The organism is Rugamonas sp. DEMB1 (assembly GCF_029834475.1).
GTDB classification, from domain to species: domain Bacteria; phylum Pseudomonadota; class Gammaproteobacteria; order Burkholderiales; family Burkholderiaceae_D; genus Rugamonas; species Rugamonas rubra.
Genome location: NZ_CP122407.1, coordinates 786454 through 800365, shown reverse-complemented (window position 1 = coordinate 800365; position 13912 = coordinate 786454). Strand labels below are relative to the sequence as shown.

Here is a 13912-nt window from a genome sequence, read left to right as displayed (position 1 = left end):
CGCTCAGTCCTCCGTCATGGTCGAATGGGCGCGGTCGAACAGCGGCTTCATCAGGTAGCTCATCATGGTGCGCTCGCCGGTCTTGACGAACAGCTCGACCGGCATGCCGGAGCGGATGTCGAGCTTCTTCTGGTTGATCAGCGCCTGGCCGGCCTTGGTGACGCGGGCCCGCACCTTGTAGTAGGGCATGCCGCTGCGCTCCTCGACGCTGCGGTCGGCCGACACCGCGATCACCTCGCCGGGGATGTGCGGCGTGCTGTTGGCGTTGAAGGCGGAGAACATCAGCTCGACCGGCAGGCCGACGTGGACGCGGTCGATCAGGTTGACCGGCAGCTGGCCCTCGACCACCAGCGCGTCGTCGCTCGGCACCAGGTCCATCATGTGGACGCCGGGGGCGACCACGCCGCCACGGGTGAAGATGGCCAGGTTGACCACGGTGCCGTCGACCGGCGCCTTGACGTCGGCGTTGGCCAGCTCGTAGTCCTGGCCGTCGAGGCGGCTGTCGAGCGCCTCGGCCTCGCGCTGGGCGTCGGACAGCTGGCTGCGCACCTCCTTCTGGTAGTCCTGGCTGCGCTGCAGGCGGCGCAGCGTGAGCTCCTGCACCTGGCGCTGGGTGCGGCCGATGTTGCCGCTATCCTCGGCCATGGCGCCGACCAGCTGGGCGTGGGCGCGCTCGACGTCGAGCAGGCGGCTGCGCGCCACGTAGCCGTCCTTGGCCAGGTCGCGCAGGTTGTCGACCTGCTCCTTGACGATGTCGAGCTGGATCTTCTTGCTCTCGCGCGACTCCTGCACGCCGCGCAACTGGGCGCGCAGGCCGGCGATGTTCTCGTCGAAGGCGCCGAGTTCGCTGGTGAGCGCCATCCGGCGCGAGCTGAACAGCTGGCTCTGCAGGCCGAAGCCGGCCACCACGCGCGGATCGTCCTTGAACTTCTCCAGCGTCGGCGGGAAGGCCATCGCCGGCCGGCCGTCGCGCTCGGCCAGCAGGCGCGCCTCGGTGGTGCGGGCGGTGATGTACTGGGTGCGCGAGGTCTCGGCCTGCGACTTGGCGATGGTGTTGTTCATGCGCATCAGAACCTGGCCGGCCTTGACCACGTCGCCGTCCTTGACCAGGATCTCCTTCACCACGCCGCCGGTCTGGTGCTGGATCGCCTTGCGGCTGCTCTCCTTGGCCACCGTGCCGCTCATCGGCACGCCCTTGTCGAGTGGCGCCAGGCTGGCCCAGGCCAGGAAGCCGACCACGCCCAGCAGGACGATGATCCAGCCCATGCGGCTGTAGGCGCGGGTGTCGGTGTTGACGGTCAACGGCGTGACGTCGTGGGTGATGACCTCGGTGGCGGCCGTGGTGTCGGTGCTTAGTTTCCGCATGATTACTCCTGTTCGGCGGCGGCCGCTGCGGCCGCCGCTTGTGCTTGTGCTTGTGCTTGTGCTTGCGCGTGGGCGTGGGCCTGCGCCTGTTGTGCTTGCTGGGCCTGCTGCGCCTCGGCCTGGGCCTGGGCCTGCGCCTGGGCCGACTGCTGGGCCTGCAACTGCTTCTGGTTGGCCTCGTTGAGGGCGTTGAGCACGTCCTGGGTCGGGCCGAACATGCCGACGGCGCCGTCGCGCAGCAGCAGCAGCTTGTTGGTCACGCCGATGGCGCTGGTGCGGTGGGTGATCAGCACGATGGTCTTGCCGCGCTGGCGCAGGTCGCGGATGGCCTGCAGCAGGGCCGCCTCGCCGACGTCGTCGAGGTTCGAGTTGGGTTCGTCGAGCACGATCAGCGAGGGGTCGCCGTACATCGCGCGGGCCAGGCCGAGACGCTGCTTCTGGCCGCCGGACAGGCCGGCGCCGCCGTCGCCCAGCTTGGTGTCGTAGCCCTGCGGGAAGTGCAGGATCATCTCGTGCACACCGGCCCGCTTGGCCGCCAGCACCACCTTCTCGGCGTCGATCTCGCCGAAGCGGGCGATGTTCTCGCTGACGGTGCCGCCGAACAGCTCGATCTCCTGCGGCAGGTAGCCGATGTGCGGGCCCAGTTCGGCCTTGTTCCATTGGTAGATGTCGGCGCCGTCCAGGCGCACCTTGCCCACCGCGCTGGGCCAGACGCCGACCATCAGGCGTGCCAGCGTCGACTTGCCGCAGCCGCTGGCGCCGATCACGCCGAGCACGTCGCCGGGGGCGATGGCGAAGGTGACGCCCTTCAACACGGCCATGGTGGCGGTCGGCGGCGCGGCGGTGACGCCCTCGATGGCCAGGGCGCCGAGCGGCTTGGGCAGCTCCATGCCGGCCGAGCGCTGGGGATTGCTTTCCAACAGGGCGGTCAGGCGCTCATAGGCGCTGCGCGTGCTGCTGTAGGTCTTCCACACGCCGATCACCTGCTGCACCGGGGCCAGCGCGCGGCCGACCAGGATCGAGGCGGCGATCATCATGCCGGGGGTGATCTTGCCCTCGACGGCGAGCAGCGCGCCGAAGCCCAGCACCAGCGACTGCAGCGAAACCTGGACGAACTTGGTGGCGGCGGCGATCATGGCCGCCTTCTCGCTGGCCTCGGCCTGCAGGTGGAGGAAGCGGCCGTGCATCTTGTACCAGCGGCCCAGCAGGCTGGGCAGCATGCCCATCGACTCGATCACCTCGGCGTTGCGCAGGTTGTTGGTGGCCAGCGTGCCGGCGGCGATGGCCATCGAGTTGGCCTCGGCCAGCGGCTTGTGGGTGACCCGCTCGTTGAGGTAGGCCAGCAGCACCAGCACGGCGGTGCCGCCCAGCGCGAACAGGCCGAGCGAGGGCTCGAAGAAGAAGATGACGACCAGGTAGATGGGGAACCAGGGCGCGTCGAAGAAGGCGAACAGCGCGTTGCCGGTGAGGAACTGGCGGACGTTGGTCAGGTCCATCAGGGCCTGGCCGGCGTTGCCGCCGGCGCGCTTGAGGTTCTGCTCGAAGGCGGCGGTGTAGACCCGCTTGTTGAGCTCGGTGTCGAAGCGCGCGCCGACGCGCACCAGCACGAAGCTGCGCACCAGTTCCAGCAGGCTCATCAGGGCGAAGGCGCCCAGCATCAGCAAGGTCAACATCAACAGGGTCAGCTCGCTGCGGCTGGCCAGCACGCGGTCGTAGACCTGCAACATGTAGATCGACGGCACCAGCATCAGCATGTTGGTGACGGCGCTGAAGGTGCCGACGGTGACGAAGGTCCGCTTGAAGGAGAACAGCACCTGCGCGATCTCGTTTTTCGGCTTTAAGTAATTTTTCATGGTGTGCATCACAGAGCAATGTTGAAACGCATGGGACCGCTGGGGAAAGGGAAGGCGGGCTCGCTCCCGCCTGGTCTACCGTTCCCGGGAAATACCCACAGGAAACTATTAACGAACGAGAAGGCGTATTATGGCCCAAAACACCGCTCAAATGTGATGCCCATCACAATTCTTACACTTTTCCGCCGCCACCGGGCAACGCTGTCGATTGCCCCTAGGGCGAACGGCCGGCGCCGGGGCGGCGCCGGCCGGCCCGGGCACAGGCGGCCCGGGCGCGGGTGGATCAGGACACCACGCCCATCGCCTTGAGGATGGGCAGCTGCTTGTCGGCGAACACCAGCGCCTGCGCGGTCAGCTCGTCGACCACCTCGTCGCGCGGCTCGATCATCACACCGCCCTTGAGGATGCGCTGGCCCTGGCTGAACAGCACGTCGGCGGCGTACAAGGCCCAGTCCGCCGGGGTCTTGCGGCCGAGGCCGCGCGCCAGCAGGAACAGCTGGTTGATGCGGTTGACCTGGCTGGCGCCGCCCGTCACCGGGCTGGCCAGGTAGTTGATGTCGGTACGGCCGCGCGCCAGCGTGCAGATGCGCAGGTTGAGCTTGTCGGTCTGCTTGCGGGCGCGGCTGATCACTGCGTCGTCCTGCACCGCCTGCAGGGTGTTGACGCCGACCAGCACGAACACCGCCTGCACCACCTGGGCGAACTGCAGGCCGTGCTCGGCCATCGCCTTCTCGATCTGGCCGATGCTGCGCACCTTGTGGTCGGCCAGGTAGTCGAGGATGGGCAGGTAGACCGCGTCGTGCAGGCTGGCCTCGCCGGAGGCGGTGTTGATTTTCAGCGAGACGTCGGCGCGCGGCGTGACCAACAGCACGCGCTGCTCGCGCAGCCCCTCGGCGCGCTCCAGCGGCGACAACTCGCGCGCGCCGCGCACCCAGTAGTCGCGGCGGAACTGCTGGTTGACCATGAAGTCGCGCACCGTCTCCTTGAACATGGGGTCGGTCACCCCCTGCAGGAAGGCGAGCTGCTCGGCCGACAGGTTGATGGCCTCGATCTGCTCCGTGTAATGGGTGGAGCAGGCGAAGTTCAGCTTGGCCGGCTCCAGCCAGTCGGCCATGGCGGTGAAGGACATGGGCAGCCAGTCGCGGTTGAAGTACTCGTGGGCCAGGTAGTTGCGGTTCTGCTCCTTCATGCGCTTGATGCGATCGACCACCTGCGGGTTGGCCTTGCAGAAGTTGGGATTGGTGTCGAACATCTTGCCGACGAACTCCAGCGAATCCTCGATGCGCGGCACGATGCCGCGGCCGGGCGCGCCCATCACCTCGTTGTGTTCGGTCAGCAGGTCGCGCACCGGCACCATCTGCGCCCAGCCCGGCTGGGTGTTGTAGCTGATGTAGAGCACGCCGCCGACCTTCAGCTTGCGGCGGATGAAGTCGACGATGATGGCGCGGTTCTCGTTGGAGATCCAGCTCCAGATGCCGTGCAGGCCGATGCTGTCGAAGTCGGGCAGTGGCCCTCGCGCTGGCAGAACTCGGCGAAGGATTGGTCGCGCAGGTGGACGTTGGCGCCGGAGGCGGCGGCCAGCTCTTGTGCAAAGCCGGCCTGGGCCGGATTGAAGTCGGTGCCGTGCCACTCGACCACCGAGGCGGCGGCGTGGATGTTGGCGCTCAAGCCCTGGCCGAAGCCCAGCTCGCAGGCGTGGCCGACCTCGGGGAAAACCTTACCCGCGTGCAAAAAACCCAGCTTGATCCGCATGGGATTGAGCTCGGTGTAATAACCAAAGGTGTAACCGATATCGGAAACGTAACCAGCTGACCACTCAGACATTCCTATTCCTTTTTCGTTGGCAAATCGGGGGAAGAAAATTCGTGCAGCTGTATTATATTTTTCCTAAGCGCACGCGCAGCGTGCGCTTAGGAAAAAACCCCGCTTCCTGCAACAGGAAACGGGGTTTTCGCTACTTCACCGGGTCAGCAAGGCGGCGTTGACGCCGACCGCCTTGCTGCGCCCAGGGAATTAACCGAACGAAACGTCGGTCAGGACGAACGTTGGAGCGCCAGCCAGCTTGACGACTGCGTCGGTGCCAGCGGTGTAGTTGCCGTCGCCGTTAGCATCGATGAACAGGTAGCTTGCGCCGCCGCCGGTGATCACGCTCAGGGCGCGGTTGGCGATGCCGTCGTGGAAGAAGCCGGTGCCGGTGCCGATAGCGGCTTGCAGGCCAGCAGCCGAATCAGCGCCCAGGGTATGCAGGGTGATCGAACCGCGAGCAGCACCGGTAGCGATGTTCATCGACGAGATGTCGATCTTGTCGGCTGCGGTGGTGAAGTTGGCGATCGTATCGAAGCCGGTAGCCGTGTCCGAAATGCCATCAGCTGGGGTGCTGGTGTCTTTCAGGGTCAGGATCGAGTCCGAAGCCTTGGTCAGCGAGATGGTGTCTTTGCCAGCACCCAGGGTGATGACGTCGGCACCAGCGCCGCCGGAGATCACGTCGCCTTTAGCGGTAGCGGTGTAGGTATCAACACCGGAACCACCCAGGTAGGTCACTGCGCCAACAGCTGCGCCGCCGGCGGTGGCCAGCACTGCGTTGGTGACGGTGACGTTGCCGGTTGCGGCCGACGCGTCGATCTTGGTCAGGGTGTCGGAGTGGATCGTGGTGATCACGGTGCTAGCAGCACCGGTGATGACCAGCGATTTAGCCGAATCAACAACCAGGTCGGACACGGTGTTGACATACTTAACAGCGGCAACTGCGTCGGTAGGAGCGTCAGCGTCAGCAACGTCAGCGGTAGCAGCCGAAGCGATGGTGACGGTTTCGATGCCAGCAGCGGTGAACTTGCCCAGGGTAACGTTACCGTTGGCGACGCCGTTGTTGTTGCCGTCGACCGAGGTCAGCGACAGGGTAACAGCGTCAGCCTTGCCGGTTGCGTCTTTCAGGGTGTAGGTCAGGTTGTTGGCGCCGGTCAGGTCGGTGCTGGCTGCAGCCAATACGCCAACGGTGGTGCCAGCGGCTGCGTTGATGATTGCAGCGTCAGCAGCCAGGCTGGTGCCGGTGTAGGTCACAGCGGTCAGGCCCAGGACGGACATGTCGTAGTTGCCTTGGCCGTTGCCGATTTCCAGAACTTCGAAGCCCGAGTACACCTTGGCAGCAGCGGCGTCCAGCAGGGCGCCGTTGGCAACTGCCAGGGTGTCGGTGCCGTCGCCGCCGGTAACCAGCGCGCCAGCAGCAGCAGCAGCGCCGAAGCTGTAGGTGTCGTTGCCAGCGCCCAGGGCGATGGTGCTCTTCGCGTCCAGGATACCGGTGGTGGTGATTTTATCAACGCCCGAACCGCCCTTGATGGTGGCGGCAGCGATGGCGCCGTCCAGCGTCAGGGTGTGCTTGCCCGAAGCAGCCGACATGTCGACCGAAGTCAGAGTCGAAACGCTGCTCAGGTTGGCGCTCAGGGAACCAGCGCCCTTGACGGTCAGGGTTTTCAGGCTGTCAACACCGCCGCCCAGACCGGTTGGGGTCAGGGTCAGTGCTGCTGCGGTGTCAACATTCAGCGTGGTCAGAGCGGCGCCGACCAGGTTGATGTCCGAAGCGGTGGTTGCCTTGACGCCGGTCACGGTCAGGTTGACCGTGGTTGCAGCGTTGTCGGTGATGGTGGCGCCACCGGTGACAGCGTTCACGCCCAGTGCCAGGGTGTGCTTGGCGGTGGCGTTGGCGATGTTGGTTGCCGACGAGGTGTGAGCGATCGAAACCGTGGTCAGCTTGTCGCCGGTCAGGTTGGCGGTGCCGCTGTTGCCGTCCAGGGAGACGGTGGTCAGGGTGCCAGCGGCGCTGTCGCCGATGTCAACGGTCGTGCCGCCAACAACGGTGGCGCTTACCAGCGCGGCGTTGGTGATGGCGATGACTGCGCCAGCGGTGTCAGGAGCGGCAGCGGCAGCGGCGGCAGCGGCGGTAGCAGCGGTAGCAGCGGCGGTAGCAGCGGCGGCAGCGGTAGCAGCAGTGGTAGCAGCGGTAGCAGCGGCGGTAGTCGCGGTGGTGAGCGAGGTAGCGGCGGTGGCTGCGGCGGTGGTGTTGGTGGTGAGCGTGGTAGCGGCGGTAGCGGCGGCCGTGGTGTACGCAGTGACCAAAGCAGCAACAGCGGCCAGCAGGCCAGCGTCGGTGGTAGTTGCATTGATAGCGGTGATGTCAGCTGGGGCCAGGCCGGCGCCAACGAACGCGGCTTTCATTGCGGCCAAGTCGTCGGTCACGGCACCACCGTTGACTGGGTTCGCATCGGCGGCGGTAACGGCGTTGGAGGCGGTGATGGTAGCGGCAATCAGCGCATCAGCAGCGGTTTTCGCAGTGGTGGCGGTGACAACTGCGGCGTCAGCGGTGGTTTTCGTCGTGGTGGCGGTTACAACTGCGGTGTCAGCGGTGGCTTTCGCGGTATCAGCGGCGATTTTGGCATTGTCGGCGACGATTTTTGCAGCATCGGCAGCGAGCTTGGTAGCGTTGGCAGTACCGGCAGCGTTCGCAGCGGCACCACCTTTGGCAACAGCAGCGGCGCCGGAAGTGATGGTCACTTTCGATGCGCCGACGACGGTCGCGCCGCCAGCGGTGTTGGCCACGGTCACAGCGGTGGTGTCAGCAGCGGTGATCACTTGCGCAGCCACGCCTTTGACGTTGAAGGTTGCCTGGGTCAGGCCGGTCCATGCGGACACGTCAGCTTTGTCGCCGGTCAGCGCGCTGGTGGTCGAGGTGACGACCAGGTTTTCGATGTTCTTGACCGAGGTAGGCTGGGACAGGTCCAGCGAAGCTCCTTTGCCGTCTTTGTCGACGCTGAACAGGGCCAGGGTGTCGCTACCCTTGCCGCCGTCCAGTTGGTCCAGAGCGGACAGGGTGGTGGCGTTGCCCGAGAAGGTGTCGTTACCTGCGCCGCCAACGAAGGCGGTGCCGGCGTCAACGCCTGCGGTCAGGACGAAGCTTTGTGGGCTGTTCAGGGTGCCTTCGTGAGCGATGACGACGTTGGCCGACACGGTAGCCAGGGCAGCAGGAGCGGTGCCGGCGGTGAACGAAGCGGCGTCGGTGATGGTCGACAGCCAGTCTTTAGCAACAACGTTGGCTTCTTTGCCATCGTAGCCACGGATGGCTTCGGCGGTTTTCAGCGAGTCGGTGAAGATGCCGGCGGCAGCAACTTTATTGTTGATGGCGACTTTATCTTCGTTTTGCGCGTTGGCGGCGATGGTGTAAGCGATTTGACCGAAGGTCTGTTCGCCGTTTTGCAGTTTCAGTGCCCAGTGGGTCAGGCCTTCTGGTTCAGCGTGACGGCCGAACAGGTTCAGGTAGATCTGGTCAACGATGGCCAGTGGCGATTTGCCAGCGTAGGCATCGGTGTACTCTTTCGAGTTAGCCAGTTCGCTGACGGTGCTTGCCAGACCGTTGGCGTTGGCGCGTGCCAGCCAAAAAATCAGGCCGGTAGGCTCGGCAGGACGGTTGAAGTAGGCAACATAGATGGTTTGGATGTCGAGTGCGGTTACGGTAGCCATTGAAAAACTCCTGGAAATCATTGATAGGATTCTGCTTTGCGTCAAGTAGCTTGCAGTACTACGGCAGCCATGATGGCAGAAGAGCCCGGGGACTTTTGTGACAGCCGTCACATAAATCTCCGAAATATCTTCTTTTTTATAAGTTTTAGCCCATAAAAATAGTCCGACGGCCATTATGGGAGATGCTTGTGGGGAAATCAATAGTGCCGGCGCTCCAAGCCGCGCCAAACCCACGCCGGCGACCCGCGCATATTCTTATACTATTTACATGCTATTCACTTCGACTTGAATAAGGAATTTACCGCCTCAATATATGCGCGGCTTTTAAACGGCCCGGCTGACGCATAAAAAAATGCCGCAACAGCGGCATTTTTCATGGGGACGGACGGCGCCGCCGGGGCGGCGGGCGGCGCGGCTACTTGGCCGGCTCCTTGCCCCACACGGTAATGCCGCCGCCGCTGCGCTTTTCATCCAGGCGCGAGGAGAATATATACGCGGCGCTATTGTTCGGACCGACCACGCCGTTCACCGTCATATTGTTCGGTTGCATAAACCAGGCGCCGCCGGACAATTCCCCGCCAGCGCCGACCGTGCCGGTCGACTGCTGCTTGAAGGTTTCTTTTCCGGTCAGCAAATCGAAACCGGTGCTGAAGGTGCGCTTGCCGAAGTCGATCTGCAACTGGCCGTTTTGCACGCTGGCCGGCGACTGCGCCAGGGTGGCGTTGTCGATCACCACGGCCTCGCTGGCGCGCAGGACGAAACCGATGTTGCCCTGCTGCGGCACCTCCCAGTCGCCGCCCTTGGTGCGGCCGATCACATAGTAGGCGTTCGACACCAGGCGCTTGCTGCCGTTGCTGCCTAGGGCGAGCATGTCGACGGCGGGCGCCTGGTCCAGCACGGCCACCCAGCGGCCCCAGACCATCTCGGCCGGCGGCGGCACCACGGGGGCCACCACCACCGGATTGGCCGGCGCCACGTTGGGCGGCTCCGGCGTGGGCGCGACCTCGTTGCTGCGCACGTTCTTGGCCTGCTGCAACAGCGAGTTGCTCTTCTGCGCGTCCAGCCCCGGCTCGCCGAGCGCCTGGCCGCCCTTGCCGGACGGCTCGTCGCCGCGCGGCGGCGCCAGCGTGTCGGGCGCGCCGACGCCGCCGCTGAGCAGCTGCGGCGTGGCCTGGCCGCGGCGCACCTGCAGCATCTGGCCGTTCTGGCCGCCGGCCAGCTCGCGGCTGGACGGGTGCTCGCAGGGGCCGATGCCGCTGGCCTGGCAGCCGCCGCTGAAGCCGCTGACCACGATGGCGCCCGACAGCACCGTCACGTTCGAGGTCTCCTGGTCGGTGAACACGGTGAAGTCGGTGCCGCGCACGCCGATGGCGGCGACCGGCGTGTTGAAGCGGAAATTCTGCCGCGCCTGCTTGACGGCGCTGCCCGAGACGCTGCGCGCCACGCCCGACAGCAGCTCGAGCTTGACGCGGGTGTTGGCCGGGTTGGCGCGGTCGACGTGGTAGGCGGCGATGCGGGCCCGGCTCGACGGGCGCAGGATCAGCAGGCCGTCGTCGGACGTCTTCAGGTAGACGTAGCCGTCCTTGCCGGTGCTCAGCTCCTCGCCCTCCTGCACGGCGTCGCCCACCACGGTGGCGCGGGCGCCGTTGCGCACCTCGCCGCTGACGAAGACGATGCGGCCGGCCTCGTCGGCCAGGGCGGCGCCGGCGCCGGCCAACAGCACGGCGCCCAGGCCGGCGATGGCGGCGCGGCGGACGGACGGGAACAGCGGCGAGTTTTGGGACAACATAATAGGTACTCCTTTTTTTGACATTCTCCGCTTTTGGCGGAAGGCAATCTGTGACGCCCGTCACAAGCCTGTGCGGAACGCCGGGGCCGCGCGGCGCCTTGCCGGCGCGCGGCATGCCTGTTAGCTTGGCACTGTAGCGCGGCGGCGGCCGGCGGCCCAGGCTTGTTACCCTTTCTCACGATTTTGTTGCACTGACGGCGCCGCCGCCCCGGCCGCCGCAGGCGATAGGCCTTTCTGTCGCGGCGACATGGGGTTATACTTGCCGGTTACCAAAACACCATGATGCCCTTGAGCGCGAGATTTTCCTCCCCCATGAAGTTGCCCGATCCGCCAGGCCGCCGCCGCGCGGCGCCGGCCGCCGCGCGCGCGCTGATCGTGCTGGTGGCGGTGCTGCTGGCCGCCTGGGCGCAGTGGCCGCCGGGCGGCCACGGCTTCGGCGCCGCCGACGAGTGGCTGCGCGACCAGCTGCTGCGGCGCGCCGCCTCGGCCGAGCCGGAGCGGCGCGTGGTGGTGGTCGACATCGACGAGTCCAGCCTGGCCCAGGCCGGCCCCTGGCCGTGGCCGCGCGAGCGCATCGCCAGCCTGGTCGAGCTGCTGCTGGGCCAGTACGGCGCGCGCGGCGTGGCGCTCGACCTGGTGCTGCCCGAGCCGGCCGACGCCGGCGGCGACGCCCGCCTGGCCATGCTGGCCCAGCACGGCCCGCTGGTGCTGCCGCAGGCCTTCGACTACAACGGCAACCTGCCGCTGCGGGTCGGCCGCCTGGCCGGCGGCGTGGCCGGCGGCGCCGCCGGGGCCGCCGTGGCCAGCGGCTACATCGCCAACCACGCCGGCCTGGGCCGCGCCGCCCACCTCGGCAACATCGGCTTCATCCCCGACGCCGACGGCGTGATCCGCCGCCTGCCGATGCAGACCTGGTTCGACGGCCGGCGCTACCCGACGCTGTCGCTGGCCCTGCTCGACTGCTGCGCCGGGCCGGCGCCGGCCGGCGCCGGCGCCGCCGGCCCGGACGGCGGCGACGGCCTGCGCCGCCTGGCCTACGGCCGGCGCTGGGAGGCCTACACGGTGATCCCGGCGGCGCTGGTGCTGGCGCAGGGCGCGCCGGCCGAGCTGATCGCCGGACGCCTGGCGCTGGTCGGCTCGTCCTCGCTGGGCCTGTCCGACCGGGTCGCCACGCCGCTGTCGGCCTCGACCAGCGGCCTGCTGGTGCACGCCGCCGCCCTCACCGCCCAGCTCGACGCCCGCGCCGGGCTGGCGCCGGCGCCCTGGCCGGGCCGCGCCGCCGCCCTGCTGTACGCGCTGGCCACCGCCCTGCTGTGCGCCCACACGCTGGCGCGCCGCGCCGCGCTGAGCAACGTCGCCCTGCTGGCCGGCGCCGCCCTGCTGTGGCTGGGCCTGGCCGCGCTGATGGCGCCGCACGACGCCCGGTTCTCGGCCAGCGGCCCGCTGCTGGCCATCCTGTTCCTGCTCGCCGTCGGCGTGCCGTTCGCCTGGCAGCAGTCGCAGCGCCAGTCGCGCCGCCTGCTCGGCACGCTGCGCCAGTACGTCGCCGACGCCGTCGTCGACGAATTGCTGCGCAGCAACCTGGCCGACCCGCTGGCGCCCAGCCACTGCGAGGTGACCACCCTGATCGCCGACATGCAGGGCTACACCGGCCACGTCGAGGCGCTCCCGCTGGAACAGGCCGCCGAGCTGACGCGCGCCTTCCTCGAATGCCTGACGGCGCCGGTGCTGGCCGCCCGCGGCACGCTCGACAAGTTCACCGGCGACGGCCTGGTGGCGTTCTGGGGCGCGCCGCTGCCGGTGGCCGACCACGCCGACCAGGCGCTCGACGCCGCCGCCGCCATCCTGGCGGCGATGGCCGTGTTCAACCGGCGCCGCGCGGCGCTGGGCCAGGCGCCGATCCGCGTGCGCATCGGCATCGAGAGCGGCACGGCGATGGCCGGCGACTTCGGCTCGTCGACGCGCAGCATCTACACCGCCGTCGGCGACAGCGTCAACGTCGCCTCGCGGCTGGAGACGGCGGCGCGCGAGCTGCCCTACGACGTGGTGGTCGGCCCCGGCACGGCGGCGCTGTGCCGGCGCCACCAGCTGCTGCGCATCGGCCAGACCCTGCTGCGCGGCAAGGAACAACTGACCACCCTCTACACACTGGCCGCCGCCGCGCGGCCGCAAGGAGCCCCTTGAACATACGCCCGACCCTGTTGCTGGCAGGCCTGCTGCTGGCCGGCGGCGCCGGCGCCGACGAGGCGCCGGCGGCCGAGGACCTGTACCTGAAGGCGATGCAGTCGATCGCCGACGGCCGCCAGGCCGACGCCAGCGAGATCCTGGCGCGCATGGTGGCGCAGGGCCCGCGCCACGCCGGCGAATGGCTGGACCTGGCGCTGATCCAGTGCGCCCTGGGCCACGACGCCGAGGCCGAGGCGCTGTTCCGCGACATCGAGACGCGCTTCATGCCGCCGCAGGGCATCCGCGACATCATCGCCCAGCAGCGCGCCGCCGGCTGCTACCGCTGGCGCGCGCTGAGCCAGTGGGGGGTGAGCGCGGCGCGCGGCCACGACAGCAACGTCAACCAGGGCGCCAGCGTGCCCTCCTACACCGACGCCAACGGCCTGCCGATCGAGCTGCTGCCGGAGTACCGGCCGCACGCCGACCGCTACAGCGTGCTGACCGGCGACTTCCTGCGCGACCTGAGCGCCGACGGCGACCTCGGCTTCGTCCAGCTGCACCTGCGCCAGTACGACCGGATGTCCGCCTACAACTCCTACTCGGCCTTCGCCGGCGCCGAGCACCCCTGGCGGCTGGCCCGCTGGCGCCTGCGCAGCTCGGCCCTGGTGGGCATGCTCAGCCTGGGCGGCCGGCTCTACCAGGAGCAGGCCCAGGTGCAATTGCGCGCCAGCCCGCCGCTGGCGCTGCCGGCCGGCCTCGAGCTGAGCCTGCTGGCCAGCCTGTCCTACACCAGCTACAAGACGCTGAGCAACTTCGACGCCGGCACCGCCGAGCTGCGCGGCATGCTCGGCTACCACGACGAGCATTCCCAGGCGCAGCTGGCGCTGGGCCTGCAGAGCGACCGCGGCGCCGCGCTGCGCCCGGGCGGCGACCGCGCCGGCTGGTCGGCCCGGCTGTACGGCCGGCGCCTGCTGGGCGGCCAGCTGCAGGGCGAGCTGGACTGGACGCTGCAGCGCTGGCGCGGCGAGCGCGCCTACTCGCCCGGCGTGCTCGAGCTGGCGCGGCGCCAGTCCAACCAGGTGCTGCGCGCCACCCTGGTCTACCCGCTGCGGCGCGACCACGCCCTGCACCTGGAGTGGCGCGCCGTGCGCAACGGCGAGAACATCGAGATCTTCCGCTACCACGGCCAGCAGGTGCAGCTGAGCTGGCACTGGAGCGGCCTGTGACGGCG

Annotated in this window: 8 protein-coding genes; 2 read left to right on the top strand and 6 right to left on the bottom strand. The window is 67.9% G+C overall.

The genetic code is table 11. From position 1 onward, the window contains the following. Positions 1-3 precede the first annotated feature (3 nt). The 6 genes from QC826_RS03715 to QC826_RS03690 form a co-directional block, all read right to left on the bottom strand. The gene (locus QC826_RS03715; RefSeq protein ID WP_279764452.1) at positions 4-1365 is read right to left on the bottom strand and encodes an HlyD family type I secretion periplasmic adaptor subunit; all 1362 of its coding nucleotides are present in this window, start codon (positions 1363-1365) and stop codon (positions 4-6) included. 2 nt (positions 1366-1367) lie between these two features. Beyond that, on the bottom strand, positions 1368-3218 hold the full coding sequence (locus tag QC826_RS03710) for a type I secretion system permease/ATPase (RefSeq protein ID WP_279764451.1): 1851 nt from the start codon (positions 3216-3218) through the stop codon (positions 1368-1370). Positions 3219-3501: 283 nt separating this feature from the next. Next, a complete protein-coding gene (locus tag QC826_RS03705; RefSeq protein ID WP_279764450.1) occupies positions 3502-4617 on the bottom strand; it encodes a methyltransferase regulatory domain-containing protein in 1116 nt (371 codons plus the stop codon). Between the two features lie 11 nt (positions 4618-4628). Next, positions 4629-5042, bottom strand: coding sequence for a class I SAM-dependent methyltransferase (locus tag QC826_RS03700; protein ID WP_279764449.1), 414 nt, complete (start codon positions 5040-5042; stop codon positions 4629-4631). A 189-nt stretch (positions 5043-5231) separates the two neighbouring features. After that, complete coding sequence (locus tag QC826_RS03695; protein ID WP_279764448.1) at positions 5232-8726, bottom strand: DUF4214 domain-containing protein; 3495 nt, start codon at positions 8724-8726, stop codon at positions 5232-5234. Between the two features lie 415 nt (positions 8727-9141). Next, the gene (locus tag QC826_RS03690; protein ID WP_279764446.1) at positions 9142-10515 is read right to left on the bottom strand and encodes a FecR family protein; all 1374 of its coding nucleotides are present in this window, start codon (positions 10513-10515) and stop codon (positions 9142-9144) included. A 312-nt stretch (positions 10516-10827) separates the two neighbouring features. Between QC826_RS03690 and QC826_RS03685 the strand changes: the two genes are divergently transcribed. Together QC826_RS03685 and QC826_RS03680 are read left to right on the top strand one after the other, a co-directional pair. Next, the gene (locus QC826_RS03685) at positions 10828-12699 is read left to right on the top strand and encodes a CHASE2 domain-containing protein (RefSeq protein ID WP_279764445.1); all 1872 of its coding nucleotides are present in this window, start codon (positions 10828-10830) and stop codon (positions 12697-12699) included. Further along, positions 12696-13907 (top strand): tetratricopeptide repeat protein, encoded by a 1212-nt coding sequence (locus QC826_RS03680; protein WP_279764444.1) that lies wholly within the window; start codon positions 12696-12698, stop codon positions 13905-13907. The genes QC826_RS03685 and QC826_RS03680 overlap by 4 nt, the downstream gene beginning before the upstream one ends. Positions 13908-13912: the final 5 nt, after the last annotated feature.

Excerpts from the sequence above, each read along its gene's own strand:
- QC826_RS03715 (WP_279764452.1), bottom strand. The coding sequence starts at position 1,365 with ATGCGGAAACTAAGCACCGACACCACGGCCGCCACCGAGGTCATCACC.
- QC826_RS03710 (WP_279764451.1), bottom strand. The coding sequence starts at position 3,218 with ATGAAAAATTACTTAAAGCCGAAAAACGAGATCGCGCAGGTGCTGTTC.
- QC826_RS03700 (WP_279764449.1), bottom strand. The coding sequence starts at position 5,042 with ATGTCTGAGTGGTCAGCTGGTTACGTTTCCGATATCGGTTACACCTTT.
- QC826_RS03695 (WP_279764448.1), bottom strand. The coding sequence starts at position 8,726 with ATGGCTACCGTAACCGCACTCGACATCCAAACCATCTATGTTGCCTAC.
- QC826_RS03690 (WP_279764446.1), bottom strand. The coding sequence starts at position 10,515 with ATGTTGTCCCAAAACTCGCCGCTGTTCCCGTCCGTCCGCCGCGCCGCC.
- QC826_RS03685 (WP_279764445.1), top strand. The coding sequence starts at position 10,828 with ATGAAGTTGCCCGATCCGCCAGGCCGCCGCCGCGCGGCGCCGGCCGCC.